This is a genomic window from Pelagibacterium luteolum, assembly GCF_900100665.1.
In the GTDB taxonomy this organism is placed as follows: Bacteria; Pseudomonadota; Alphaproteobacteria; order Rhizobiales; family Devosiaceae; genus Pelagibacterium; species Pelagibacterium luteolum.
In genome coordinates, this window is the sequence record NZ_FNCS01000002.1 from 118965 (window position 1) to 143442 (window position 24478).

Below are 24478 nucleotides of genomic sequence, written 5' to 3' on the forward strand. Positions count from 1 at the left end.
TGCGAGGACTCTGAAAATCTCTAATCGCCTCAGGCGACTCGCGCGGCTTGCCGGTCGATCGCGGCAAACCCTGCGGCGATCACCTCGACGCCGGCCCCCGGCTTGCACGCCTCGACCGACAATATCTGCCGAAACCGCCGTGCGCCCGGCAGGCCATTGGCCAGCCCCAGCATGTGGCGCGTGATCTGGTTGAGCCGCACGCCCCTGCCCAGTTCCCGCTCCGCATATGCGCTCATGGCGCGCTCGATATCGTTTAGCGTCTTGGCTGCCGCATCCGCCCCGAAAAACCGCGCATCGACATCGGCCAGGATCATCGGCTCGTGATACGCCGCCCGCCCCAGCATCACGCCATCCACATGGCGCAAGTGCTCGTCACACGCCTCCAGCGTCGTGATCCCGCCATTGATCATCACCGGGAAATCGCCCAGCCGCTGCTTCAGCCGATAGGCCCGGTCGTAATCGAGCGGCGGAATGTCCCGGTTTTCCTTTGGCGACAGCCCTTTGAGCCAAGCCTTGCGCGCATGCACATAGAGCGCATCGATCCCGGTCGGCACCACGGCATCCACGAACCGGTTCAAATCGGCTTCCGAATCCTGATCGTCGATCCCGATCCGGCATTTCACCGTCACCGGCGTATCGGTCGCGTCCCGCATGACACGCAGGCACTCGGCCACCAGATCGGGCTCGGCCATCAGGCACGCCCCGAACTTGCCCGACTGCACCCGATCGGACGGGCACCCGATATTGAGGTTGATTTCATCATACCCGAACCGGTCGCAGATCTTCACCGCCTCGGCCAGCTCCCGCGGGTCCGAGCCGCCAAGCTGCACCGCCACCGGGTGCTCGCTCGCGTCATAGCCCAACAGCCGCTCCGCATACCCATGCACCAGCGCCGCGCTCGTCACCATCTCGGTAAAGAGCAGCGCATGGCCGGACAATTGCCGGTGCAGATACCGGCAATGGCGGTCCGTCCAGTCCATCATGGGGGCCACACTGAACGCTCGGGCCTTGTAATACCACGCTTTTTCAGACTGGCTGGGCGTCTTGGCGATTTCTGGCACTGCCGATTTGTTCCCGGTTTCGTCTCGTTCTTGACAGTTTATCAAACCCCGGTCTTACAATGTAAGCCTTCAGGGAGGCCATGTAAGACTGATGGGAACGATAATCGCCCGGCGCCGCAAGGACGGCACGATGGGCTATACCGCGCAGATTGTCATAAAGCGTGATGGCCGGGTGGTCTATAGCAAGGCGCAGACCTTTGATCGCAAGCCCGCTGCTCGGGCGTGGATGGAGAAGCGCGAAGGGGAGTTGAAAAAGCCGGGGGCGCTCAATCGTACCGGCAAGGCGGATGGCACGCTGGGCGATGCCATCGATCGGTACGTCAACGAGTCCTTGAAAGAGATCGGCAAGACCAAGGCCCAAGTACTGCGATCGATCAAGGACTACGAGATTGCCGACATGCAGTGCGGTGATATCGGTAGTGCCGATATAGTGTCCTTTGCACAGGCACTGAGTGGCCAGAGAAAGCCCCAGACGGTCGGTAACTATCTTTCGCACCTTGGGGCTGTCTTCGCTATCGCTCGGCCAGCGTGGGGCTTCCCACTGGATGAACAGGCAATGCAGGACGCGACCCGCGTGTGCAAGCGTCTTGGGCTGGTGACGAAATCAGCGCAGCGTGACCGTAGGCCGACGCTCGATGAGCTAGACAAGATAATGGGGTATTTTGTGGAGAGGATGCAAAGGCGCTCGACTGCCGCTCCGATGCACAAGATCATCGCTTTCGCGCTGTTCTCGACACGGCGGCAGGAGGAAATCACCCGGATTGAATGGCGGGACTTCGAGCCAAAGCACAAGCGCATACTTGTGCGGGACATGAAGCATCCGGGGCAGAAGGTGGGGAACGATGTCTGGTGCGATTTGCCCGATCCGGCCATAGCCGTCATCGAGAGCATGCCAAAGCTGGCAGACCAGATATTCCCCTACTCGACCGACGCCATCAGCGCGGCCTTTACGCGGGCATGCCAGTTCCTCGACATCAAGGACCTGACGTTCCACGATCTGCGCCATGAGGGGGTGTCACGGCTGTTTGAGATGGGCATGAACATTCCGCATGCTGCTACGGTTTCGGGGCACCGGTCTTGGTCTTCGCTGAAGCGCTACACGCACATGCGTGAGGCTGGCGACAAATATGCTGACTGGAAGTGGTTGCCTGTTGTGACAGCTAAACCCTGACCATGCCCCAGTTTTCCCATCGCCCCACATGGCCAGACCCCGAACACAAAGACACAGACCGCGTGGTGTATCGCGATGGCCTCGACGTTGGACGCGTGACCTATATCCCCAACGGCAAAGAGAAAGGGCTGTGGCAATGGTCCACGGTCTGGTCGGGGATTGATAGCGGAACGGCGGGGAGCATGTCAGAGGCTCTGGAGAAGATCAGGGCAGCCTATGAGACGTGGGAGCGCGTGAACCCGGAGCAGTTGGCGATCAGGCTCATGCATCACCATAGTGGAAAGCGCTGATGCCCGATTCACATGGCTGCGATATCTGCTATACTGGCGCGGTTCGCGGCTCTGCAATAGATGGGATTGGCCCGATCTGCTCGATGACAAGCGGCACTGAGGCTTAGGGCCGATGCGGCGCACAAGGCGTGGCGCGAGAGGCATGGCAAGTAGGAACGGAACCACTGACGCGGTTATGAACACTAGGTCTTGGGACTTCCATAAGGGGCTACTATATAAGGCCCATACCGTCGACCGTTGGTAACGATTATTCAACGCCGCCTTGACAAGGTAAGGTCAACGCCCCCTTTATGAGGGAACTCTCGGGAGGGACCGGGATTGTCAAAGGGACAACCAAGGAGACCACACATGAACATTATCAATCGCGAAGGCTGGGGCCGGTAGGCTCCGATCGGCCAGTTCATGGAGAATGAGGCTGTATCTGTAATTGCGAGTGGCCCAGGGGTTCCTTGGGCCATTTTCATATCTGCGGGCGCCGTACTGATCGCTGCGGCGGCCGGCGCTTACTGGCAACGACGCATCTCCCGCCAGGTTTTGACGTTCAACAACATTGTGAACCTCCTTTGGGACGAAGACTACATCAAGGCTCGTCAAAAGTTCATTGCGCTTAGGGACGGCGAAAATGGGCAACTCACCGCATTAGCCCAAGCGGCCAAGCGCGATAGCGACGAGGCCGGAGTGATCGCCGCGATCCTGAACGACTATGAAATAGTATCTATCGGAGTCCTGAAGGGCGTGATGGACGAAAAAATGATGAAGCGGTTCTATAGGTCGACGGTCATTTCCGACTACGACAAGATCAAACCGTTTATCGACGAGGTTCGGCGCGTAGATAACAATCAAAAACTCTTCTCTGAGTTTGAGACCTTAGCCGAGCGCTGGCGGAGAAAGCCGTGACGCGAACGGGCTTCGCGGGGCTTGCTACCCCTTCACCAGCCTCAACCCCTCCCGAATCTCTGTAACGACGATATCGGCCTCGGCGGTGAAAGATCGATCGCAGTGCCGGAAGGTGATGAGCAGCCGCCCAGACACCCTATGAGCGTTCCAGTCGGGCACATCGGCATCGCATTTTGGGCACCGGATCACTTCACCGCAATCCTGATGCCCTGATAGATCAACCATAGAACGCCGCTGGTCAGCCCGAGCACCACTGCCGCCCCGATCTTGCCCGTTGCCCCATCAACCGCCTTCCTGAGCCTCCGCACAAAGCGGAAGTCCTCCTTGGCTTCGTCCTGATGACTGGCGTCGTCAATGCGAAGCCCAGCATCGGCCATTTCCTCTTTGACGGCCTCTCGGACCACCATCTTGAGCTGCGCCAGTTGTATGGCCGAGAACGGCTCGTCGTCTTTGAGTGTCATAAGACCCCCGTCACGTTGAGGGGTGGGCAGGCAGGGCGAGGGTCAGCGGCGCTGGATGTGCGTCTGATTGTGTCCCGTCGCGGCGTTATTCATCGCAAGCGCCTCGGCGTCGGTCAGTTCGCGGCGATGCTTCTGGCCGTCCACAACCTGGGGTTTCACCGTCGCGCGCCACGAGCGCCACTGACTGATCACCAGAGCCGCAAAGCCAAAGGCGCTGCCAAGCGTCACTTCGCCCCAGTTCCCTTGCAGGACAGTCAGGAGCGTGGCCTGAGTGACGGGATCGAGCTGCGACCACAGGGCCAGCGCGCCGCCGATGATGGACAGCAGCCACCCGCCCCAGTCGAAGATACGGCGCACGATCCAGCCGAGCGCGGCGTTCTGGCTTATCGCCGTCATGATGGTTGTGAGCATGGTGCTTTCCTTTCAGCGACCAAAGATGAAGTAGGACACGGCGGCGAGGATGACCGCGATAATGGCCAACACGGCGCCAGCGGAGCCGTTGGGCTGGGCTGGGGCGCTTGGAGAGGGTGTTGGGGCCGGAGCGGGTTTGGGCGGCTGTGCGGGCTTCGGTGGGACGGTCTCTGGCCAGCCCATTGCCACCAACGCGGAATAGAATGCGCGATGATACCCGGCAACCTTCGCGTCGGTGCCGTCCTGCCCGTTGACAATGCGGCGCGGGTTAGACTTGACCGGGGCATCGATAGCGGCAGGGAAATTGTAGTCAGCAAGCTTCTTGCCCGTGAACATGCCCTCTTTCATACCGATCATGGCAATGGAGGCGCCGATGTTGCGATCCATGGCGAGGTTGGGGTTTTTCACCAGATCCACGCCGATGCGCTTGCCCAGCTTTTCATAGTTGGCTTTGTGCGTTGCCATGATGGGGCCGCGACCAAACCATCCATCACGCCAGTATGGCGTCTTGACCCATGGCAGTTGACCCTTGGCGTAGGCGCGGTCTAGCCTGTCGATCACCGTTGCATCGGACGGGTTCTTGTCCTTGTGCGACGGCATCACGGTTTCCTTGATGCCCAGCATGTGGGTGCCGGTCTCGTGATAGACCTGAGCCAGCACGTTCGCCATGTGGTGGGGGTTTGTGAGCTCGTAGCGCTGGCCGGCGTCAAGAAGCGCCTCCATGCCGTCAACTTGCTCTTTCGATAGCGACCCTCCAAACAAAGAGGATCGCACCGCGTCAAAAAACGCAGCACGTGCCATGGTTCTACCTGTGTGTTGAGTGAAAGAAAAACCCCGCTCTGGGGCGGGGCTGCGGTCTGATCACCAATACTTATCGTCGCGGAAGTCAGGCGGTATGGGCTTCATCGCCTCGATCTTGTTTGATTTCGCCCGCAACCCGTCGATGAACGCCGACATATCTGCCAACCCGTCGCCACCGTCTCGGATGATGTTTATCTGACGCCATAGGGGATAGGCATAAGTAATGCGCCGGTTGGCTTCTGCCTTGACTTCTGCGACTGCGGGCGCGGGTGGAACATAGGGCGGAATTGTGTTTCCTGCGGCCTCCCATTCAGTGATCATACGGCGGTGTCTATTTGACGAAACATCTGGGACGATTAGTCTTTCGCCTCCAATAAAAATATCTATATCGCCATTCTTCAAATAGCCAAGAATTTTCATGATCAGAGTTCCGAATCCAAATTAAAAACAGCTTGAAGTTGAGCGCCACCAACAGCACCCCCAGTTATGCTAAGTGCCGATGAGGTTGCGTCCCTAGGACTAAGAGTGTAGTCCGCTATGTTTACCGTAACAATCTGGCTTCTTACAGACGAAGACGGAGTTGTTCTCATTTTTGTTGGATGGGCGATCGTATACATGTTGTTTTCGCTTGTAGATGCAAGATCCCATCGTTCCTCTCCGTAAATCGTCTGAAAATACCTCTGGCACATCGCCACTTCCTGCTGGATATGCCGTGCTGCGAACGCGTCCGTTTCGCCCGTCGCATCCCCAGACACCAAAGATGCGTGCGAAATATCAATCGTCCAAGTCGAGTTGAGCGGCAGATCAATGCCGTATTCCAGCCACGTCTCGCTACCCAACAGCCCGCCCGTTACACTGGGCACATCAACGGTAAACGTGAACTTCTGCCATGACGTGGTGAGAGACAGGCTGCTCGCTACAACAACTTTTGACCCAGTACCGCCGCCAGCGCCGAAATTCTGAATGATATACAGACCGGGCAGCGTTAGGTTTGCTGCTGCCTTGAGGTAAATCGTAAAGGTCGCCGTTTCTCCCGCCAGAGTTCCGGCGTCCTCGATACGCTGCAACAGCTTGCTTGCGCTTTGGCCGGATGGAGCCGACCCTTGGTCCATCCTGAGGAAGAACGACGGATTTCCGGGCACTGCGGTTTGGCCGGGTGTGTGGTTTTGCCTGGAAACTGTCGGGGCAATCCCGGAACCGTTCCAATCGTGATACCAGCGGTCGATGACGTACTTTTGCAGAGTAGCGGCAGCGTTGTTCACGTTGACGACGAAATCGCCGTTGATGATCTTGTTGCGGAAGCCCGAAAGGACGCCCGCCCCGATGTTGGACAGGAACGTCCCGCGCTCGGTTACTGAGCCGATATTGGCGCCATCCTTAGCCAATCGGCTGGAATCCACAAGTTGGCGCCAGTTGCCGCCGCCTTCCGAGATGAAGGTGAGGATATCACCCGCCGCTGTGACGAAGTTCTCGCCCGACGCCAGAATAAGGCTGGTGCCGTTGTGCGTGATCGTCAGCGCGCCGGCGAAAAGCAATGTGCGCTTCGTCCCCGCTCGAACCGTTCCGAAGCTGGTAATGGTCGTGGTGCCGGTGACGTTAAGGAACTCTTCGTCCTGCGCCCCGATATCGCATGTCGTCGCGCTGGCGATCGTGCCTTCGCTGGTCCACTGCGCGATCTGCGCCATGGTTTCCCGAAATGCGTTGTTGACTGCAGGGGGCTTCATCACGTTCTCGGCAAGCGAGATATCGTTGATGTCGGTGTTACTGCCCGCCGTAGTGTCCCACTGAGCAATGTTGGCTTTGGCCATTTGTTACCCTCTTCTATGCCCGGTAGAGCGTGCCGCCGGAGCGCTGGTAATTGTCGATCTTCTCGCGCATGGTGCGGCCCTCGACACCGCGCAAAGCGGCCATGTTGGCGTCTCGAACCGATGCGTTGTAATTGCCCGAGCCGACGCGCGGCTTCTGGGAAGCGGTGAGGAAACCCTGTCGCGAGCCCGATGGGCCGACTTGGGTGGCGGAAACCGATCGGCCTTCTGGCTGCGTTGTCGAGAAGGTCGGGGCAGGCATGACGCGGCGCGAAAACAGCGCACTGATCGGGTCCGCGCCTTCGTCCATGCGGTCTTGAATGGACTGTTTGAATTGCGGGATGACGCCAGCATCGCCGGGGAATAGCCCCCGTCCCATGAGCGCATTTAAGCCCACACCCAGCACGCCACCATTGGCCGCGAACCCGCCAAGGAACTCCCCGGCCTGCTCGATTGGATTAAAGCCAGCCGTGGCGCCCGCATATGTCGCCATCGGGGGGCGCTGGGGCGGCACTGGTGCTATCTGCGGTAGTGCTGCGGTTTGGGTTGGCTGCTGATGGACAGGCTGCGCAGCAGCTAGTCCAGTGGGTCGTTGTGGGGGAACCGGAGCTGTAGCAACGCTTGTGGGCATGCCCTGAGGGAGGGGCGGCAAGTCCGCGATCCTGACAGGCGCGGGCTGCTGCACAGGAACCGCACTCGGGATGCCTGGAGGCGTCGGGCCGCTGGGCAGATCGTCAGGCCATGGGAAAGGCGTGTAACCAAGCCTTGGGCGCGGGTCGGCTTGCGGCAAAGGCGGCACAATCGGTGCGGGCTGGTGTTGCGCGATGATGTTGTTGAACGGCCCCATATCTGTTGCGGGGTCCATGACCTGGCTACTCAAGACGTTGTTGAGGCTTGCCGTTACACGCTCAGGGTAAGGCGCAGCCGGGGCTTGCTGAGCCCTGCCACGCCCGGAAGGCATGCCGGGAATGTTGGGCGGGGGCGCAGGTGGCACGCCACGGCTTGATGGCGTTGCAGGCGATGACTGCTCGAGCCAGTTGCTATATTCCGGCCACATGGCTTGCGTTGGGCTTGTCGCCTGCGGATCGGGACCGAACGTGTCGATCATGCGCTCGTTGATATTGGCGTCATTAAGCCTCGGCAGAACCGCATCGGGAACGGCACCGGCCATTGCGTTGATCTGCTGCGAGGCGGCGCGCGGGTCGCGCTGTGGCAAGCGAGGCGGCAACTGAGGCACAGAGGCGCGAGATGATTGAGGAGCGTAGGCGCTCAAAGACTCGGGGCGGGGTGGTGGCGTGCCAGCCATCTGGTTTGCGGCTGCAAGGGCAGTCTGTGGCGATTGCTGGGGCAGAAAGACATGGTTGCCGATACGCAGGCGCCCTGCCTCTCCCTGCTCACTACCAGCCCAATATGGATCACGCCCACCGGGCATGCCACGCGGCGCCCAATAGTGTGTTGCCCCACCGGTCGGGTCTGGTGCGTTGCCCTCAAAGACCGTTTCGACGGCGCGGACGGCCTGCTCGTATCCCGGAGCGCCGGGGCCATACCGGCCAGGGTTGTTTCCCCCTTCCCCGCTATTCCACGTCGAGAACTGGCGCGGCTGTAGCGCTACGGCAACGGGGTCGGAGGGATAGCGGCCAGACCCAGCGCGGTTCCTGATGACATGGGCAATCGCGGCCATGCCTTCGAACCCTTCGCCCCCGGCTTCGCCTAGAAGCGTCTGGGCCAGAATGCGCTTTGCGTCGTTGGAAAGGGCCATGGTTTCCCCAATAAGAAAAGCCCCATCTTGTGGACGGGGCGGAATGCGACTATTTTGGGCGGATGCGATCAATCATCATTATAGCAGCGATACTGCTGACCAGCCCGGCTCTTGCCCAAGGCGCTTTCGAGCCCGGCAATCCGACGTTCGGACAATTCGAGGACACATGCCGCACAGATGCTGGCATTGTCCCTGACTGCGAGGGCGGAGTACTTGGCGCGTACGCCGAGCTTGCAGAGACAGACCAGATCGCCTGCCACTTCCCGGCCTTTTGGGAAAAGGCTGACGAAATTGGCGGCGATGTTTTACGCGTTTTGCCTTGGCAGACCGGCGTTTCCATAATCGTGGCCGAACCAGGTGTCTGCGACACTACCGGACTATGAAGCGCCGACTTGTGTTCTTAGCGGCTGCACTTTTCTCGACAGCCACACATGCCCAGTTCGTTGACGGCAACTTTCTGCACGATCTTTGCTCTCGCGCGCCGCAATCAGCTCAATCCTACGCGATAGGCGTGGCTGATGAGACGTTCATGATGCAACAATCCGTTGGAGACGACGGGTTACCGCTAATCCCGGCCTACATTTGCATCCCGGCAGGAGTGAGTTCACTTCAGGTCAAAGACTCGGTGTGCGCGTACCTTGCTGACAACCCGGAAAGTCGCCATTGGCCTGCTGCAATTCTAACGCGAAACGCCCTCTTAGAAGCGTGGCCATGCCAATGAAACAAATTGACCCCAAGGCGAGGCAGCAAGAGCCGCAGTACGACGCATGGCACTACATCGGCTACATGATCGCTGTCGTGATTGTCGTGCCCATAGGAGTTTGGCTAAAGCAGAGCGGCATTGCGGACGCCTTCATTAATTCGATCCTTGGCCCGATTGGCTGACGGACATCAGCGCCCCGCCGCGTGCTGCCGCACCCACGCCGCGCTGAATTGCCTCCAAAGCCTGCATATGGGGCGCGCTAAGCATTGCATTGGCAGTGGCGCGCTGAATGATCGCCGGGTCGTTCGATGCCAGCATTTCGGCAACCTTTTGCAACACCTGTGCATCGGCGCGCTTGCCGAGAGCCTGATAGCCCCGACGCCCTGCCGCGACCATGAGCCCCACGCCACCCGCTTGGGTCAGATCCCCGCCCAGTGCCAGAGTGCCACCAGCACCCGCCGCGCCGGTCAAGCCAAGGTCCATTAGCTGTTGTGTTGTGGTCGAGTTGCCCAGCGCGCCGCGCGCCCGGTCCATGATATCCTCGATACGAACAAACGCCTCAAGTTCGCGCGCCTTTCCAGGGCCGAGCGCTTCAGCCAAGAGTTGCTTTCGCGCCGGGACATCGAAATAGCGCATCAGATTGGTGCGGTTGTTACCCGCCCTGACATCATCCATGATCTGGGACACAAGCCCCACACCAAAATCCTGACGGTCTGCGGGGGAGAGCTTTTTGAAGGCGTCGAGGCTTTCGTCGATCGCCCTTGGAGCGCGCCATGCGTTGCGGCCCGCGTCCAGTGCATTCTCTGCACCAAAGAACGATGCGGCTGTTGACCGCGCCTGAGCATAGGCTGGCACCTGGTTATCAAGCGTCGACGTCAGCCGCGTCTTGACCGCCATAAGATCGCCGGCAAGCGACTTATCGCCCGCGCGCTGAGCAACGCCAATCTGGCTGTCTAAATCACGCTTGACCATATCCCAGAACTGGAGATTGGGGTAAACGGTCGGACCGTCTGGGCCAAGGCTTCCGAGCCTATATGTGCCATCGTCAGCCCGCACGAATGGGTTGCGGATCGAGATGTTCCCAGAGAGGGCTTCGACATTAGAGGACCGGCGCCCGACATTGGCAACCGCCCGCTGGACCGCATCAGACTGCAAGAGGCCCTGCAAATCTTGGTTCCAGACCGTCTGCGCATCTGGGCTTTGCATGGCGCGGGTGTAATTGGTGTTGTTGGTCGCCCGAGCGATAGAGCCGATTTCAGCGCGGCGCGCGAGATCAGACACATCCCCACCCATAATGCGGTTGAAAAAGTCCGTTGTGCGCTGCGATTGCATGCCAAAGCGGTTTGATGTCGCCTGATTGACAAGATCGCGGGCGCCGGGGTTTGCGTTGGACGCGGCCCGCATGAGCGCAAGCGTGTTGCCGCCGCCACGATCTACGTTCATTAATGGCTGATTGTTGGTTGCCGCTGCCGCCTCGTCAGCCTGCCCCAAGCGTGGTAGCGCCGACGTTTGATCTGCCTGCTGAGCGATGGCGACACGAGATGCGGCAAGGTCATCAACATTGCCAGTTGCCCCGCGCAATGTGTTCGCGATATTCCCGATTCCACGGCCCGCTGCGCTAGCCATAGCGCCGAGGCCTGGCACCACAGCGCCAACTCCTGCGCCGATAAGCGCATTGTTGCGGACGTCTTCCATCCCGCCACCACGCGCGGCAGTATCAGCAGCCGAAACAAGGCCACCAGAAGCGCCGGAAGCGCCCATACGGCTGGCAAGGTTGGCACCGGTCACTCCAAGCGCCTGTGCGCCCGCCTGCGTGGCTCCTACGCCAAGCATGGGCAGGACAGCACCAGTGACCGATCCAGACATGGATGTCATCGGGAAGCGCTCTTCCAAGCCCTGCCGGTTTTGATCGATCTGGCCTTGAACCGCTTCACGGCCTTGGCCGGTCACGCCGCCGATTGTCGAGCTTGCGATAAAGTCACCGATTCCGCGCGCAGCGGGGCCAACGACAGGCACACTGTTGACAGCGCTATCGAGCCATGTGGCTCCTGCCCCAACTGCATCCTGCACCATATTGGGCTGCGGGCCTTCGGTCGGTGCGACCTGATCGCGCAAAGCTTGCCTGTCGGCATCGCTGAGGGCCTGGTATTCCGCCACGGGAATCTGCTGCCCCGCGACGGTGATCATAGGGCCAGCCGGGGCCTGCTGCTCACCCTGCCCCACTTCCGGGAATTTGGTGGCGATGAGGCGGCGAATTTCCTCAGGCGGCATGGTGTCCGGGAACTGGACCTGCGCGCCGTCTGGCATGCGAACAATGGGCATGACCGCTCCTTAGAAATAGTCGTTGTAATCGACCACGCCGCCACCAGCCCCGCCAGGGGAGCCAGAGCCAAATCCGAACTCGGCAGCGTTAGGATAAGCCGCTGCCTTGCGCATGATCCCACCGTAGATTTCTTCAAGGCGGTCGAGGTTATAAAGGAACTGCTGTTCGTTCTGGGACTGGTCAAGACTACCCAGAACAGATTGCAGCGTTGCCAACTCTTGTTCGGTCACGTTGCCCAGCGCGCCGCCTGTTGGTGAGGACTCGCGCATCTGCTGGAGGCGATCAAAGCCGATGTTGCCACGGATTGTCTGCGTCAACTGGAAAAGGTTTGTCGCGTTCGACCCTTCGACATTACGCGCAAGGCCAGAGCCAAAGCCAACCGATGGGTTGAAGAAATTGTCGCTCTTGACGATTTCGCGCGCGCGGTTGATGTCATCAAGAACGATTGTCGCGGCACGGGCGGTTTGTTCGCTGCGCTGGGCGGCTTGCGCCTGGCTTCGCTCTCGCTCTTCAGCCTGCGGGCCACCAGCCATTGGCGCGATGCCGCCGCCCTGCTGCGGCTCGAAACCAGTCGGAACGGACCCGCTCTTGGGCATGCGGTATAGCTCGTTGCCGTGCTGGTCTTGTACCGAGATAGCATTGCCGATATCGACCTGTGATGTACGCGGGGCGAATGAAGCACCATCCGGTAGAGGGATTGGGCGGAATGTCCCCTGATTGCCCAACTGCCCGTACTGAACGCCATCCTCTGTTTGGTAGGGGACGGGCGACCCAAAGAAGGTTTCTTCGTTCGCCCCGCCGCTCGATGCGCGCCCCATATCGGCCATAGCCGCACGGAAGCCCTCAGCAGGCGGCAGGGCTGCATACTGCGGATAGTTCGACTTGAGCCATTCGACGGTCTGGTTGCGCTCCGCTGTCTGCTGAGCCAATTGTTCCTGCCGCTCGGCCTGCTCTTGCTGGAGAACGGCGTATTGCGTGTCCTGCTGCCGTCCCTGCTGCATGCCCTGGGCCGCGCCACGCATGGCACCGCGTGCGCTGTCGGCCCCAATAAGGCCGGAACCAAAGCCAATGATCGCATTGCGCCGAGGATCGAGCCATTGGGCGAAGCCACTGTCGCCCTGCCCAAGCATCGAGAGCAAGCCGCGCTGCTGATAAGGATTTTCTGCCATCTCGATCTCCTAAAGCAGCGCGCCGGCGCCAGCGATGCCCAAGCCAAGCCAGTCGAACAGGCCCGGGCCCTTTTCGGGCTGCGGGTTCGCAGACTGCTGCCCCAAGAGCCCCTGATACTTCGCGATGTGCTGGAAGGCAGGGTCGTTGGTGCGCTGGAACAGTTCGTAATCGGCAAGCCGTCTGGCCTGTGCATCGGCATCGCGCGCCTGGCCGACACCAAGGATGGTCTGGGATGGCATAAGCGATGCCTGATAGAGGCCCGGAAGTGCAGCGGTAGCGCCCATGGCATTGGCCACCCCTTGCTGGTCCATGCCGAAAGCGCTTCCTGCCGCTCCAGCCTGCGCTCCAAGCGCGTTAAAGCGGTTCGTGAAGCCCTGCTGGCGCTGGCCCTCAATCGCCGCCAGAGCCCGCTCCTGGCGCGCGATGTCGTTCTGGTAGTTGGTGTAGTCGAGAGCTCCGAGCGAGCTTGTCAGCCGATCGGTGGCCTGATTGATGTGCGACCCGCCGCCAAACCGTCCCGACGATGTGAACTGAGACCCGACGCCAGAGAGGACATCGTCGGTCAGCTGCCCGCGCATGGCCGAATAGCCTGGCGCGTCAGTGCCGAACTGCTGCCCCCGCGCGACCGCCATCAACTGCTCTTCCGTCAGGGACGGCGACATGGCGCCTGTAGCCATTGAGCCGAATTGACCCGCCACGTTGTTGACCGTGTCGATGTTGCCTTGCTGCCCCCCGGCCAGACCGCCATCGGATAGAAGCCCGCGGGTGTAGCCTATGCCTTGATCGAACATGCCTGCATTTCGGGTCGCAGCGCTTTCAAGCCCAGAGAGCCCTGCCTGTGTGGTCGCGCTCATTCCGGTATAGAGGGGTTGGTTATACGTCGCCGCCGGGCCCGCCTGATAGGCGCGCTGAATATCCGCGCCCATCTGCTTGTTGAAGCTTTCCGGGTTGAATGATCCGCCCGAGCCGCCAGCCCAGCTGTAGCCGCCAGACGAACCAGAGCTGCTTTTCTTTCCGCCGCCACCCATTATGCCAACACCTTTCTGAGAGAATATCCGCCGCTCTCTCGGTCGCTTATTGTCCAGCCAAGAGGTTTCCACATGCGTCCGCCGCCCTGAATCTCAGTGCAGCCCATGCGCTTGGCCTCGGCTTCCAGTGCCGCCGCAAAAGTCCGTATTTTTCGAAGCTGCTCTTTCGGCCCGCCATCGATGGTCCCGGCCACGTAATTGACGAACAGGGCCATTCCGTCCTCTCCGTCGCATTTGGTCAGGCACACGATCACGTCAGACCCGCCAGTGACGCGCAGAACGAGCATGTCGCCTGCCATGACCTGCTGTCGGACTTCTTCAAGCGTTGCGCCGGGGTGTTGCCGTATGGCAGGCACGAGCAAAGGCCCGATCCAGTGCCAGTTGACCTGAACCTCATCGGGCGCGATGATGGCGACGTGCATTACCCGCCAACCATGCCGCCCGCGCCACGCCCTGCAATGCCAAGCGCGGCATAGGTCACGAAAATATCGACATCGCCTGACGCATCAGAACTGGTGGCGCGCAGTGTCTCGCCATTGTCCAGAATGAACACGTCATCATACGTCACGCTGCCCTTGGCCGTCAGAGCCGCGGCATTGCGCTTGAACCAAGTCGTGGTGCCGTCCGTAACATCGATGGTCAGGTTGGGCGTGCCGCCCTGTGTCTCCGTCACGTCAATGCTTAGAATGGTCACGCGACCGGCATCGGCATCAACCAATGTCGTTGCCGTGTTATCGGTGAGTTTGACTTTAGCCGTGATGACCGATCCAACCGGAAAAGTGAAGCTCATCGCACACCCCCAGCGCCTGCATCGATATGGTCAACACCCTTGACGTATTCCCATTCCTCGTCTTGAGCGTTGGCCCAGCGAAACGAGACGTTCTTGCCGCGCCCCCGAAGCGGAACACGGCCCGATGGCTTGATCGATGATGCCGCCTTCCATGTCAGCGCATCAGACAACTTGTCGGACACGCCGAGAGCCACAGTGCAGTTGGCGGCGTCGGTCAGCGGTGTGCAGGACGTGATAAGCCCAGAACGTGGGCTATTGGCCGTCCTGCTCTGGATAAGCGGTGCCAGCGCACCAGCCGAGAACGTCGCAAATTTCAGGTCTGCATTGATCGCGGCAAAGAGCGGTGCGCCACCGGCCCAGAACCGGCTATCGAGCGGGATATCGATGCTATCGAGCGGCCCGAAGCTATCCATGGAATCGAGCGTGTAACCCGGCGTTGCAATGCGGCTGAGGTAGCTCGTGCTAACCTTGGCCGTGACCCAGCGGTCAAACTCCCAAGAATAGCCAATCATGTCATCGAAAATCACCGACTCGCCAATGGCTGTTGACGGGAACCGCCACCACACCATTTTACGGCTTGGGTCAACTGACCCTTGCACCTCGCTCAAGCGCGAGATTTCCACGTTGTCGAAAAACCACTGGTCAACCTTGCCAGAGCCAATCGGGGTCAGCCCGTTCATTGAGAACTTCCAGAACCCATTGGAGGCCAGGAAGTAACAAACGCCATCAAATGAGATTACGGAACGTTCGCCCACTGCGCCGCGCCCGTCAGCAATGCTTTGTAGCGAGAAGGTCGCGCCACCCCCGGCATTACCGAACTGCATAAGCCGCATGGCGTCAGCCTGGAACACAACAGCAGCGTTGTTCTTGAGGCTCACGCCGCAAATCAACTCTTGCCCATCGTCCAGAGGCTGATAGTCAGCACCCTTTGTTTTCCAGTTGGTGTGATCGCCAAATGCCGATGTTCGAATAAGCCGGTTATTGCGTGTGCCGGAATTGTCCAGCGTATCCAGAGCAACAACAACGTTGGCACAGGAAAACACCGAACGCGGTGCGCCAGCATCCGCGACTGCAGAAACAGACCCACCAAGCTCTATGTTATAAGCCTTCAGGCCGTCCGTTGTGTTGGTTGCCAGAAGCTGATCGCCAAAGTGCACAGAAGACCAATCATCGCCCGCGGTGCAACTCAGCCCCGATGCGGTCACAACCCAAGTGAAATCGGCCTGCATTTCCTGAATGGTCGTTTCAGTGAAAGCAAAGACCTGATAGGCACCATTGCGCTGCACAAGCGAAATCAAGCCACGCGGGTTTGCCGACAGTGCGGCAGCGCTCGCAGCGGCAACAAGCCTCCGCATGGGGCCGTAGCCCTCTGGGAGCGGCAGCACGTTTTGCGCCGTCATGACAACGCCAGGGGCTGTTGCCTTGGCGTCTGGTGCGAGGGGGCCGAACGGGACTTGCATCTAAACCCTCACGGCGTCGGCATATCGAGGGTCACAGAGGCGGTCGCATATTGCGCCACGTCGCTCTGTATCCCGACAAGATCAAGGTATTGGAGGGCTTGCCCCTTCCATGTCGCCGCCTCGGCAAAATTCTTCTGGAACGCCTCCGCTGCCGATAGGCACATGGCGAGATAGGCCATGGGGGAGAGCGTGATCAGCCAATTGGTGGCATTCGAGCTGGTCAGGCCCGCAAGTCCAACCGCCATCTCGGCAATGAAATCGCCCTCAGCTATCGGGGACACCTTTAGCGTTGACCCTTTGATGGCGTAATATTCTGGAATACCGGCTAGGGCATAAGGGTTGAGAGCCTGTAGCGTCCGCCAGTCGGTCGGGATCAAGGGAGATGCGCCAGAAAGGTCTCGTTTGAGCGACACCATGGACCGGAACGCTGAAGGCAAAGTAGCTTCGCCGCTGCTATTGGTCGTGAGTGTGTTCTGTTCGACCCTGCGATATGAGCGCAGGACAAGGTTGAACTCCGACTCCGCCAGCCCAATAAACTGGTCTTTCTGCGCATCGGTGTAATCGCGCTCCGACCAATCATCGATGGCCGCGATCAGCGTTGTGTAGTTGGTAATCGCGGTCATCAGAGTTTCCCGTTTCGGGTGCGGAAGGGCTGGTTTTCGTCCCGCTCAAGCCACCATTTGGCGTGGTCTTTGTCGCCCTGCTGTAGTTGCGGGACGATCTCGGCAAAGAACTTGTTGAGCGGAACGCGCCCGACATGAACCATGGGTAGGTTCCCGCCCTTGTCGCTGCCCATTCCTGACGTGAACCGACGCCCATCACGCTCGTTGCGCTCATCGGCATTGAGGGCAAGCAAGGCATCCTCGGCCAGGAACTCGCGCTTTTGCACGGTGATTTCCTGGCCGGTGACAGGGTGCGTGCCGTGACCTACATAGGTCCGGTATGTGTCGGTCTGCTCGACCAACTTCCACCGAACGTTCGCGCAGTCCTCGGCTGTGAGCTTAATCGTCAAAGCTACGCTCTGCGATGCCGAGGTCTTTAGCGCGCTTGGCTTCCTCTATGGGGAGCCTGACGGTCGTGCCAGACCAAACCTTGTTATCGGAGCCAACGCCAGGCATTGGGGGCGGGGCCATCTCGCCTTCGACAAAAACGGCAGGCGACTTGACGATGATCTGCCCCGAGGCGTTCTTTTCGGTCACTTCCTTGCGGTGATGACCAACAATGTCGAAATGCCCCATGGGCACGTAATTGCGTTTGAGCAGCATGGGAACCAGCTTGGCGTCTTTTGCCCCGCCCGCCTTGCCGTCATTGTCGTGATCGCCTTTGCCGCCAAAGTCTTCCTTGGCATTGCGGGCCATCGTGATTTTGCGCTTGAGGACTGGAGCGTCCCATTCGTCGTTGACATCAATGCCAAGATTGCGGGCTTCAGTCTGAAGCTGTTCTTTCTCGTTGGGGGCGTCGTTTGACACAGATCCAACTCCTTAACGGTTGCGGGGAACAAAAAAGCCCCGCCCGTAGGCGAGGCTCGTGGTTGCAGTGAGGGAGGGTTGCCCGGTTAGGAAACAGCCGCCGAGAACGGTGTTGCTTCAACGCCGGTCGAAACCAGACCGCCGCGAACAGCCCAGACGCCGGACGAGACATCGATCAGCTCAACATATGAGCCTTTGACGCCGCCGGTCGTGGAACCGTTCATGGTGATGGTGTCGGAATCCGCCGCCGTGGGGGCAACAGTGCCACCAATGTCGGTAGAGACCGCCAACGTGCCAGCCATGATATCAGTGGCGTTGGCCACCTGGATGATCAGGCTGTTTGACGTGATGGTCGTACCAACGAAGACGCGATACTTTGCACCCTTGCCTTCCGACGCCGGGAGCGTGATCGTTGTCCCGGCTTCTCGATTGGCGGTAACGACTGTCTCGCTGTGCGTTTCCTTATCAAGGGTCAGCGTAGCGGCAGTCACGTTGATAGGCTGGAGAGCGTAAGCCATTGTCTGGTTACTCCTTAGCTCGATGCCGTCATGCCAAAGAGGTCCGCGGCAACGCCGTGGGCCGCTTCGTTATTGACGAGCAGGGTGTATTCGGTCACCAGCACGCGCTTTTCCGCGTCCCCGGTCTTGGCGGGCTTTTGGATGGAGATGTCATCGAAAACGCCAAGCCCAACCATTTTGGGGTCAAGGAGAAAGCCGTTGCGGGCAATGGTTGCACCGGCACGAGCCATCTGGCGGTTCGGAACGATCGAAATCATGCCGAAGTCGGACAGGTACATGTCGGCAGCGGCCACAATGGTCGCCTGATTGTTGCCCTGGAGAGGCTTGCGCAGCGGGACAACATTGGAATCCGACATGAAGGTGGAGTAAATCGTCTTCACATACGGGGAGCACATAAAAACGGTCGGGTTGCCGCCCGCGTTGTAGGTGCTCAGGATAGTGCTGTCCAAAATGGCCTTGGTGAAGGCTCGTTGTGTGCCGTTGGTTGCGGCATCAACAACGCTGGTGCTCGAATTAAAGCCGCCCGAAGAGCCGCCCGATCCCATGCTGTCATTGGTCGAAAGCCAAGCACGAAGACCACCGGCCTTGCGGTTGGTCGCACCATTGCCTGCGCCAGCCGTGGAGGCCTGGTTGGACAGGAGAATGACTTCCATGTCCGTGCGCAGCTCGACACCCTTTTTGGCGACTTCACGGGCAAGTTCCGACTTGCGGCCTGCCTTCGAAGTCTTGTCCTGGGTGCGCGAGATGATGATGCGCTTGTCCGAGATCTGGGTATAGTTCCCGACTCGGGTGGTTGGCGTGATGGCCTGGAAGTTCCAGTCATTGCCTTCCGGCTGGTTGTTGTCCGCATCAGGGGATGCAAGCGTGTCAGTCTGCCACTCTGGGTGGGTCGAAGACACGGACTTGCGCCCGATCAGCGAAACAAAGGGGGTTTCTTCCGGGGTGATCTGGTAGATCTTGTCTGCCAGCTCTTCCCGATTGCCTACGGCGTCGTAGGTCTCAAAGGTATTGGCTACCTGGGCCATTGGGGTGAACTCCTAGAGATCAAAGGACATGAGCGCTTCAACGCCAGCGTTGAAATCGCCCGATTTGCGAAGCCGCTCTGCCTTCTGCTGCTGTTCACGAGATTGTCTGGCCTTGGGGTTGGCGCGCTGCTGGGTCTTGGGAAGCTTTGGCTTCTGCTCGACCTGCTTTTTGGCCTCGGGGGCCTTGGCCTTGAGCCTGCGATACGCGAGCGCATCGTTGAGGATCTTGATCTGTCGATGGTCAGCCACGGAGGTGATTTCCTCCTTGGTCAGCCCATAAAACTGCTCGGCATCCCCTGCCAGCCTCTGCCAGAACTCAGGCTTGGTGCTGTCGGGGAATGATTGCTTGAGCTGTTCGACTTCGGCCTGCAGACGCTTCTCGAATTGAGCCTGCGTCTCGCTTTTGCGCTTCTGCTGATCTGCCTGCTTTTCCTGCTCAAACCGTTGATAGGCCTGCGCGTGTTCATTGTAGGCATTCAGCTTGTGGAGATAGTCCATGTAGCCGACGGGGTCGGTGTTTGGGTCTCCAGAGAACTGGGGCTTTTTGGGCCCATAGGTCTCACCATACCAAGCCAGCCAGTCGCGAGCTTCCGCTAGCTGCTGGGCAAAGCCATCCCATTCGGACTTCTGAGACAGGAACTCGTCGCGTTCCTTGGCCAGCTCAGTCGTCTTCTTGGTGTAATCGCGCTGAAAGAAGTTGTTGCGCTTGAGTTCGGCGATGGTGATCGTCGTACCGTCATCGAGCTTGACCTTGGCGTTGTCCGCCGCAAATCGTCCGCCCGCATATTCGGTTTCGTCCGAGCCGTCTTCGCCCTCTGCGTCTTCCTCGCCTTCAACGTCTTCCGATTCGTCGTCCTCGGCGTCTTCGTCTTCGGGGTCAGGCGTTTCGCCTTCATCCTCTACGTCTTCGCCTTGGTCATCGGCTTCTGTGTCCTGATCATCACCGGAGAGATCCACATCGGGGTCTTCAATGAGGCCAGCAATTTCACCCACGCTGTCTTCAAACGAGCGCGGGCCGTCAGAGACAGGCCCCGTGGCTTCGGGGAGATTGTCTTCATCCATGATTGGGTCTTCCTGAGAGCCGCCGCACAGGCGGGGTTTAACGGGGCCGGGGTCGCTAGGCGGTCGGCCCGTTCGGATCAACGCCGCCGTCCATATCGCCAGTGGCAATTATGGCGGTCTGCAGAAGATCACGAACCTCTTGGAGGCATGCGGCGATGGCCTGCAGCCTCATGATTTCCTTGGTGTCGGTGGGGTCAACAGTGCCCAGCCCGACCAACGCATCTAGGCGAACCTTGTGGAAGGCAGAGGCCAGAACCTCATCATTGAGGAGACGGCTTGCCTCATTGGCCAAGTGTTGCTTGCGATCGGTCATCCTGGGTCACCTCCCATGCGGACGGACGATGTGCCGCCGGTGTCAGATGCCATGGCGCCCATCTGGCCAAGCTCGCGTTTTAGGTTGATCTCGGCAAACGCTACTTCGCGCTTCAGGATAAGCTCGGCGTTGAGCTGTTCGCGCTTGAGCTTCATTTCAGCATCGAGCTGCGCATATTTGTACTGGAACTCTTGCTGGGCCTGCTGCTGATCGAACTGCATTTCCTGCTGCTTGATCTGCGCATCAACCTGGGCTTCGGCCATCTTGCGCTCTGTCTCTGGATCGGGCTTTTCTGCAGCCTCCGCAGCCATTTGCTTGAGCTGGGCAACCTTCTCCTCGGTATATTCCGGGTAGTAGGCTTCTGGGTTCTTGAGCCCTGCGCTCTCGGCAATCTTGATCATCGTGTTGAGGATCTTGGGAAGCATGTCGATGGCATCTTCCATCGCACCTGAAGCTTGGAACCTGTCGGCCAGCATCAACTGGCTTTGCAGGACACCCTGCAGCATTGCCATGTCACGGTCACGAGACCCGGTGCCGAGGCCGACATTGACTGTAACATCCATGTCCGCGTTCCAGACCCGAGGGTCCATCTCCACGAACTTATCACGCAGCCGAATGACGCGGGCGCGGTCCTGGTTCTTGACCACGATCTTGAGCATCTGCCGAAACACACGCGTCCAGCCAAGCTCTGCCATGTTGCGGGCAATGAGCTCGATCTGAGAATACCCGGCGTCCCTCTGGTTCTGGTTGGCCGTAGCGGTCTGGCCTTGCAACGCTTCGGGGTCTAGCGCCATGGTGGTACGCGAAACACCGGTGCGCTTTGCCGTAACCTCATCCATGTATTCCAAGGCGGTGAAAGCCTTGTCGGCCACAAACTGAACCGCATGCGAAACGATCGGTGCAGTGCCCTTCTTCTTCCAGATCGTGCCGCCGAACTTGGGGTTGACCAGAATGTCGGGGTTTTCGACGCTACCAATCTCAACCTCACGCATGGGAAGGTTGGAAGCGTAGAGGTTATCGATGCCTTGGCGCAACAACACTGTCTTGCCGCGCTGGATATCCATGGTGCGATCAGCAACGCCCTCGGCATCCTGCCGATGTGGGACGGGATAGCACGGGATCAAGGAATAGGGGATTTCGTCATCCCACACCTCAGCCCCAAGCACCTCGCCTGCCCCAGCCGCGCCGGCGTACCAAACCTGAATGAGTTCAGCGACACCATCGCCGTCAACGTCTGCCTTCATGTAGCATTCGTAGAGATCGATAAGCTGCTGTGATTTGAGGTTGTCGGTGCGGATGCGGAACTCGTCGTCTCGCGCCAATTCCTCTTCCGTGGACATCATCATGGAATCGGCAGGCAATCCCTCGACCACTTCACGGTCGAATCCCATCTCGATCAAATCGGAACGCGTCCTGTCGTCGTGCAGATACGCCACGAAACGCGCGTCTTCGATTTCCGTGGCCTCAGGGTCGAGAAACAGGTTCTCAGGCTTCCCAGCTTCAACACAGAGCTTGCCATTGCGCTTGATGCGTTCGAGCTTGATATCGTAGGTCTCGATCGGGATGGCGATTTCCTGACCCGTTGCAGGGTCAACCATCATCGTGGTGTCGAGATATTCGTTCTTGCGCTGGGCGAGGATGTTGACGCCATCCTCCTCCATGAGCATGGTGATCTGCTCTTCGGAGAGGCCTGAGTGCATCGAGGTCGTCGTGATCGGCGTAGGATCCCAATAGTGCCGCACGACACCATCGCCATTGACCAGACTGTCATGGGTCGAGTTGTAGAGCGTGCGATACCCGTTGTTATCCTTGAAGAAGATGTGGTTGATGTAGTCCGTCGCTTGCCGCGCGCCGTCAACGTCTTCAGGCCCCTCAGGATCAAACATCGCCATGTGATCGCTGGCCGTGAACACGCGAATGATGCCGGGCAGCATCCAGCCAACAGCGTCGGAAAGATCGCGCGACACCATCTGCGACCCATTGGGGCGAGGCGGAACGTCGTTCATCTCGCCGCGCATGTATTCCATGGCACGGGCGCGCTTGTCGGAAAGCTCGGTGTCGGCATAACGCTTGGCCGAACGCAGCTCGCTATCGACCGCTGCCGAAAGGTTGCTGCCCTCGATGTCGTCTGTGTCGATGGCCATTAAACAACCCAATCCGTTTCGATCTGCGGCATGTCAGTGCTGCGCGGCTCTTCGTAATCGATGCACATCAGCCCGAAGGCGTCGGCGCCATGAGAGGCCCAGTCATGGTTTGGACCAAGACCGATGCCCCGCTTCTCGTCCCGCTTTTCGTGATACCAGCCCAGAGCCGTCCGCCCCGCCGCTGTCTTGGTCTCGTCAAACACGATGCGCGGGAACAACCGCCTGCCCGCCTCGATGCGCATGGACGCTGCGCCAGTGCCCTGGTTCGGTATTGTCCGAACGTCAAAGCCAGCTGCGCCGATTGCGCCCTCATAAGTCGTGTCGTAAACCTTCTCGCCACTACCGCCGTCATGGGGCAGTATGCAAAGCGCGTCGTCGTAACCTCTGCGCCTCAGCCAAGCCAGATGAGCAGAGAGCGGCTGACCCTGGGCCTCGTAGTAATCGAGAACCCGAATTTCGCGCCCGATGAACTGGCAAACCCATATCGATGTCGCGTCGGCCTTGGCGCCTGTGCCGCCGATGTCCCAATAGGCCCGCAACGTCATGAGCGGGTCCATGGACACCGAAGTGACGCGGCCCATCTCTTTGGCGACAGTCAGCGCCTGAGCGTAGTAAGCGCCCTCGACTGCTGTCTTGAACCCACCATCCCAAACGTGGTCGTACTGCTCGGGCCGCTCTTCCTTGTCGCGCACCCTGTCGCGCTCCAGCTTGGCTGGGAAGCGAGGGTTGTCGCGCCAGTTGATTTCCACGACCTTGTAGCGGGGGTCATTGCTGAGACGGAAGCGCTTGTGCGTGGCGCTTGTCTCGCTCTCGGGGTTCCACGTCACCCAGAGCTCGCTATCGTCCTCACGCAGCGTTGGGATGAGCTTAACCCATGCCTCTTCACTGACAGGCTCGGCCTCATCAACCCAGCCCAGCAATATCCGAGACTTGGACTTGATGCTGTTTATGTTCTGGTCTAGGCCGGCAAACGTGTACTTCACCCTTCCGCTGCGGGTCCGGACGTATTTTTCGCCGATGTCGAAGTGAGGCAGCAACCACTCTTCCGAGCGTATGGCGGCCTTGATTTCCTCTAGCGAACTGTCCTCAAGGGAGTTCAGGAACTCGCGACCGCAAAGGATCATGCCCTCGCGCCCAGCCTGGTCCCACATATAAGCCCTGACAGCGCTCATCTTGGCGAACGATCGCGTCTTGCCCGACCCGCGCCCACCGTAGGCCCCGCGCACATCAGCCTCACCGGAGAAGACCGGTATCAGCTTTGGCGGGAGCTCAACCCTCGCTGTCGTCATGCGATGACAGAGCGATGAGTTCGATCTTGTTGACCGTCACGATTGGGTTTTCAGCATCGCCGGTCAACTGGGTCTTGTCGCCATACTTCTTTGGCTGGAGCTTGGAGGCCATCCATTTACGCGCATCTACCTGAAGGCGCCGATGCTCAATCATGTCGCCCTCAGTTGTCTCAAGCTTGCCATCCGATGTGGCCTTGGTCTTCTGCCCAACCAATGGCGTGTCCGCGATGTTCAGGATGTCATCGAACAAAGCGTCAGCCTGTGCCTCGCGTGCGCGTGCGTACTGGTCCGCGAAGGTCTCGTGCAAGCTGAGCCATTTAAACACACTGGACTTTGCCGGCATGTCGTCATCGGCGCAGATCGCGCGCAGGCTCTCACCATTGGCGATACGCTCACAGATAGCGTCAGCTATTGCCTCGCTGAAATCTGTTGGGCGTCCTGCTGGCATTGGTTACTCGCTCTCCTGTCTCGGAATGCAAATAGCCCCGCTGCCGGAGCAAGGGGGCTGGGTGATAATTCAATGGGTTA

Annotated in this window: 28 protein-coding genes; 5 read left to right on the forward strand and 23 right to left on the reverse strand. The window is 59.4% G+C overall.

Annotated features, from left to right (window positions below):
* Positions 1-29: 29 nt before the first annotated feature.
* Positions 30-1052, reverse strand: coding sequence for a tRNA dihydrouridine(20/20a) synthase DusA (gene dusA, locus BLR31_RS04505; protein ID WP_280139113.1), 1023 nt, complete (start codon positions 1050-1052; stop codon positions 30-32).
* Between the two features lie 100 nt (positions 1053-1152).
* Here dusA and BLR31_RS04510 point away from each other — a divergent pair, with 100 nt between their 5' ends.
* The 3 genes from BLR31_RS04510 (at position 1153) to BLR31_RS04520 (ending at position 3419) form a co-directional block, all read left to right on the forward strand.
* The gene (locus BLR31_RS04510) at positions 1153-2232 is read left to right on the forward strand and encodes a site-specific integrase (RefSeq protein WP_090592550.1); all 1080 of its coding nucleotides are present in this window, start codon (positions 1153-1155) and stop codon (positions 2230-2232) included.
* Between the two features lie 2 nt (positions 2233-2234).
* Entirely contained in the window at positions 2235-2522 is a 288-nt protein-coding gene (locus BLR31_RS04515) for an aldo-keto reductase family protein (protein WP_090592554.1), read from the forward strand.
* Between the two features lie 402 nt (positions 2523-2924).
* Positions 2925-3419, forward strand: a complete 495-nt coding sequence (locus BLR31_RS04520) for a DUF4760 domain-containing protein (RefSeq protein WP_090592558.1) — start codon at positions 2925-2927, stop codon at positions 3417-3419.
* 185 nt (positions 3420-3604) lie between these two features.
* On the opposite strand, the gene BLR31_RS04525 is transcribed toward BLR31_RS04520, so the two are convergent.
* The 6 genes from BLR31_RS04525 to BLR31_RS04550 form a co-directional block, all read right to left on the reverse strand.
* Positions 3605-3880 carry a hypothetical protein gene (locus BLR31_RS04525; RefSeq protein ID WP_090592562.1) on the reverse strand — a complete coding sequence of 92 codons (276 nt, stop codon included), beginning with the start codon at positions 3878-3880 and terminating at the stop codon, positions 3605-3607.
* 42 nt (positions 3881-3922) lie between these two features.
* The gene (locus BLR31_RS04530; RefSeq protein WP_090592566.1) at positions 3923-4291 is read right to left on the reverse strand and encodes a hypothetical protein; all 369 of its coding nucleotides are present in this window, start codon (positions 4289-4291) and stop codon (positions 3923-3925) included.
* A 12-nt stretch (positions 4292-4303) separates the two neighbouring features.
* Positions 4304-5014 (reverse strand): glycoside hydrolase family 19 protein, encoded by a 711-nt coding sequence (locus tag BLR31_RS04535; protein ID WP_176762506.1) that lies wholly within the window; start codon positions 5012-5014, stop codon positions 4304-4306.
* Between the two features lie 138 nt (positions 5015-5152).
* Complete coding sequence (locus tag BLR31_RS04540) at positions 5153-5512, reverse strand: hypothetical protein (protein ID WP_090592574.1); 360 nt, start codon at positions 5510-5512, stop codon at positions 5153-5155.
* A 2-nt stretch (positions 5513-5514) separates the two neighbouring features.
* Positions 5515-6900 carry a hypothetical protein gene (locus BLR31_RS04545; protein WP_090592578.1) on the reverse strand — a complete coding sequence of 462 codons (1386 nt, stop codon included), beginning with the start codon at positions 6898-6900 and terminating at the stop codon, positions 5515-5517.
* A gap of 13 nt (positions 6901-6913) precedes the next feature.
* The gene (locus BLR31_RS04550) at positions 6914-8656 is read right to left on the reverse strand and encodes a cell wall hydrolase (protein ID WP_090592581.1); all 1743 of its coding nucleotides are present in this window, start codon (positions 8654-8656) and stop codon (positions 6914-6916) included.
* 379 nt (positions 8657-9035) lie between these two features.
* On the opposite strand from BLR31_RS04550, the gene BLR31_RS22285 reads away from it, so the two are divergent.
* Entirely contained in the window at positions 9036-9377 is a 342-nt protein-coding gene (locus BLR31_RS22285; protein ID WP_176762507.1) for a Rap1a/Tai family immunity protein, read from the forward strand.
* The gene (locus tag BLR31_RS21565; protein ID WP_176762508.1) at positions 9374-9541 is read left to right on the forward strand and encodes a hypothetical protein; all 168 of its coding nucleotides are present in this window, start codon (positions 9374-9376) and stop codon (positions 9539-9541) included. The genes BLR31_RS22285 and BLR31_RS21565 overlap by 4 nt, the downstream gene beginning before the upstream one ends.
* On the opposite strand, the gene BLR31_RS04560 is transcribed toward BLR31_RS21565, so the two are convergent.
* The 16 genes from BLR31_RS04560 to BLR31_RS04635 all read right to left on the reverse strand — a co-directional run bounded on the left by BLR31_RS04560 (position 9513) and on the right by BLR31_RS04635 (position 24398).
* A complete protein-coding gene (locus tag BLR31_RS04560) occupies positions 9513-11681 on the reverse strand; it encodes a TrbL/VirB6 family protein (protein WP_090592588.1) in 2169 nt (722 codons plus the stop codon). The genes BLR31_RS21565 and BLR31_RS04560 overlap by 29 nt on opposite strands.
* A 9-nt stretch (positions 11682-11690) precedes the next feature.
* A complete protein-coding gene (locus BLR31_RS04565; protein WP_090592592.1) occupies positions 11691-12851 on the reverse strand; it encodes a hypothetical protein in 1161 nt (386 codons plus the stop codon).
* A 9-nt stretch (positions 12852-12860) separates the two neighbouring features.
* Entirely contained in the window at positions 12861-13880 is a 1020-nt protein-coding gene (locus BLR31_RS04570; protein ID WP_090592595.1) for a hypothetical protein, read from the reverse strand.
* Complete coding sequence (locus tag BLR31_RS04575) at positions 13880-14302, reverse strand: hypothetical protein (RefSeq protein WP_090592599.1); 423 nt, start codon at positions 14300-14302, stop codon at positions 13880-13882. The genes BLR31_RS04570 and BLR31_RS04575 overlap by 1 nt, the downstream gene beginning before the upstream one ends.
* Positions 14302-14670 carry a hypothetical protein gene (locus BLR31_RS04580; protein ID WP_090592603.1) on the reverse strand — a complete coding sequence of 123 codons (369 nt, stop codon included), beginning with the start codon at positions 14668-14670 and terminating at the stop codon, positions 14302-14304. Before BLR31_RS04580 ends, BLR31_RS04575 begins: the two co-directional genes overlap by 1 nt.
* Positions 14667-15968, reverse strand: a complete 1302-nt coding sequence (locus BLR31_RS04585; RefSeq protein WP_143009307.1) for a hypothetical protein — start codon at positions 15966-15968, stop codon at positions 14667-14669. Before BLR31_RS04585 ends, BLR31_RS04580 begins: the two co-directional genes overlap by 4 nt.
* Positions 15969-16138: 170 nt before the next feature.
* Complete coding sequence (locus tag BLR31_RS04590) at positions 16139-16753, reverse strand: phage adaptor protein (RefSeq protein ID WP_090592611.1); 615 nt, start codon at positions 16751-16753, stop codon at positions 16139-16141.
* Positions 16753-17142 carry a hypothetical protein gene (locus BLR31_RS04595; RefSeq protein ID WP_090592615.1) on the reverse strand — a complete coding sequence of 130 codons (390 nt, stop codon included), beginning with the start codon at positions 17140-17142 and terminating at the stop codon, positions 16753-16755. The genes BLR31_RS04590 and BLR31_RS04595 overlap by 1 nt, the downstream gene beginning before the upstream one ends.
* A complete protein-coding gene (locus BLR31_RS04600) occupies positions 17132-17599 on the reverse strand; it encodes a hypothetical protein (protein WP_090592618.1) in 468 nt (155 codons plus the stop codon). The genes BLR31_RS04595 and BLR31_RS04600 overlap by 11 nt, the downstream gene beginning before the upstream one ends.
* Before the next feature lie 86 nt (positions 17600-17685).
* Entirely contained in the window at positions 17686-18117 is a 432-nt protein-coding gene (locus tag BLR31_RS04605) for a hypothetical protein (protein ID WP_090592620.1), read from the reverse strand.
* 14 nt (positions 18118-18131) lie between these two features.
* Positions 18132-19142, reverse strand: a complete 1011-nt coding sequence (locus BLR31_RS04610; RefSeq protein WP_090592623.1) for a DUF5309 domain-containing protein — start codon at positions 19140-19142, stop codon at positions 18132-18134.
* Between the two features lie 12 nt (positions 19143-19154).
* Positions 19155-20204, reverse strand: coding sequence for a hypothetical protein (locus tag BLR31_RS04615; protein WP_090592627.1), 1050 nt, complete (start codon positions 20202-20204; stop codon positions 19155-19157).
* Between the two features lie 55 nt (positions 20205-20259).
* Positions 20260-20517: a hypothetical protein gene (locus BLR31_RS04620; protein ID WP_090592631.1), complete on the reverse strand. Its 258-nt coding sequence runs from the start codon at positions 20515-20517 to the stop codon at positions 20260-20262.
* Positions 20514-22661: a portal protein gene (locus BLR31_RS04625; RefSeq protein ID WP_090592635.1), complete on the reverse strand. Its 2148-nt coding sequence runs from the start codon at positions 22659-22661 to the stop codon at positions 20514-20516. Before BLR31_RS04625 ends, BLR31_RS04620 begins: the two co-directional genes overlap by 4 nt.
* Entirely contained in the window at positions 22661-23950 is a 1290-nt protein-coding gene (locus tag BLR31_RS04630; protein WP_090592638.1) for a PBSX family phage terminase large subunit, read from the reverse strand. The genes BLR31_RS04625 and BLR31_RS04630 overlap by 1 nt, the downstream gene beginning before the upstream one ends.
* The gene (locus tag BLR31_RS04635; RefSeq protein ID WP_176762509.1) at positions 23931-24398 is read right to left on the reverse strand and encodes a terminase small subunit-like protein; all 468 of its coding nucleotides are present in this window, start codon (positions 24396-24398) and stop codon (positions 23931-23933) included. The genes BLR31_RS04630 and BLR31_RS04635 overlap by 20 nt, the downstream gene beginning before the upstream one ends.
* Positions 24399-24478 lie beyond the last annotated feature (80 nt).

Excerpts from the sequence above, each read along its gene's own strand:
- BLR31_RS04580 (WP_090592603.1), bottom strand. The coding sequence starts at position 14,670 with ATGAGCTTCACTTTTCCGGTTGGATCGGTCATCACGGCTAAAGTCAAA.
- BLR31_RS04605 (WP_090592620.1), bottom strand. The coding sequence starts at position 18,117 with ATGGCTTACGCTCTCCAGCCTATCAACGTGACTGCCGCTACGCTGACC.
- BLR31_RS04575 (WP_090592599.1), bottom strand. The coding sequence starts at position 14,302 with ATGCACGTCGCCATCATCGCGCCCGATGAGGTTCAGGTCAACTGGCAC.
- BLR31_RS21565 (WP_176762508.1), top strand. The coding sequence starts at position 9,374 with ATGAAACAAATTGACCCCAAGGCGAGGCAGCAAGAGCCGCAGTACGAC.
- BLR31_RS04545 (WP_090592578.1), bottom strand. The coding sequence starts at position 6,900 with ATGGCCAAAGCCAACATTGCTCAGTGGGACACTACGGCGGGCAGTAAC.
- BLR31_RS04525 (WP_090592562.1), bottom strand. The coding sequence starts at position 3,880 with ATGACACTCAAAGACGACGAGCCGTTCTCGGCCATACAACTGGCGCAG.
- BLR31_RS04590 (WP_090592611.1), bottom strand. The coding sequence starts at position 16,753 with ATGACCGCGATTACCAACTACACAACGCTGATCGCGGCCATCGATGAT.
- BLR31_RS04565 (WP_090592592.1), bottom strand. The coding sequence starts at position 12,851 with ATGGCAGAAAATCCTTATCAGCAGCGCGGCTTGCTCTCGATGCTTGGG.
- BLR31_RS04510 (WP_090592550.1), top strand. The coding sequence starts at position 1,153 with ATGGGAACGATAATCGCCCGGCGCCGCAAGGACGGCACGATGGGCTAT.
- BLR31_RS04540 (WP_090592574.1), bottom strand. The coding sequence starts at position 5,512 with ATGAAAATTCTTGGCTATTTGAAGAATGGCGATATAGATATTTTTATT.
- BLR31_RS04550 (WP_090592581.1), bottom strand. The coding sequence starts at position 8,656 with ATGGCCCTTTCCAACGACGCAAAGCGCATTCTGGCCCAGACGCTTCTA.
- BLR31_RS04520 (WP_090592558.1), top strand. The coding sequence starts at position 2,925 with ATGGAGAATGAGGCTGTATCTGTAATTGCGAGTGGCCCAGGGGTTCCT.
- BLR31_RS22285 (WP_176762507.1), top strand. The coding sequence starts at position 9,036 with ATGAAGCGCCGACTTGTGTTCTTAGCGGCTGCACTTTTCTCGACAGCC.
- BLR31_RS04625 (WP_090592635.1), bottom strand. The coding sequence starts at position 22,661 with ATGGCCATCGACACAGACGACATCGAGGGCAGCAACCTTTCGGCAGCG.
- BLR31_RS04610 (WP_090592623.1), bottom strand. The coding sequence starts at position 19,142 with ATGGCCCAGGTAGCCAATACCTTTGAGACCTACGACGCCGTAGGCAAT.
- BLR31_RS04530 (WP_090592566.1), bottom strand. The coding sequence starts at position 4,291 with ATGCTCACAACCATCATGACGGCGATAAGCCAGAACGCCGCGCTCGGC.
- BLR31_RS04535 (WP_176762506.1), bottom strand. The coding sequence starts at position 5,014 with ATGGAGGCGCTTCTTGACGCCGGCCAGCGCTACGAGCTCACAAACCCC.
- BLR31_RS04630 (WP_090592638.1), bottom strand. The coding sequence starts at position 23,950 with ATGACGACAGCGAGGGTTGAGCTCCCGCCAAAGCTGATACCGGTCTTC.
- BLR31_RS04620 (WP_090592631.1), bottom strand. The coding sequence starts at position 20,517 with ATGACCGATCGCAAGCAACACTTGGCCAATGAGGCAAGCCGTCTCCTC.
- BLR31_RS04615 (WP_090592627.1), bottom strand. The coding sequence starts at position 20,204 with ATGGATGAAGACAATCTCCCCGAAGCCACGGGGCCTGTCTCTGACGGC.
- BLR31_RS04570 (WP_090592595.1), bottom strand. The coding sequence starts at position 13,880 with ATGGGTGGCGGCGGAAAGAAAAGCAGCTCTGGTTCGTCTGGCGGCTAC.
- BLR31_RS04515 (WP_090592554.1), top strand. The coding sequence starts at position 2,235 with ATGCCCCAGTTTTCCCATCGCCCCACATGGCCAGACCCCGAACACAAA.
- BLR31_RS04635 (WP_176762509.1), bottom strand. The coding sequence starts at position 24,398 with ATGCCAGCAGGACGCCCAACAGATTTCAGCGAGGCAATAGCTGACGCT.
- BLR31_RS04560 (WP_090592588.1), bottom strand. The coding sequence starts at position 11,681 with ATGCCCATTGTTCGCATGCCAGACGGCGCGCAGGTCCAGTTCCCGGAC.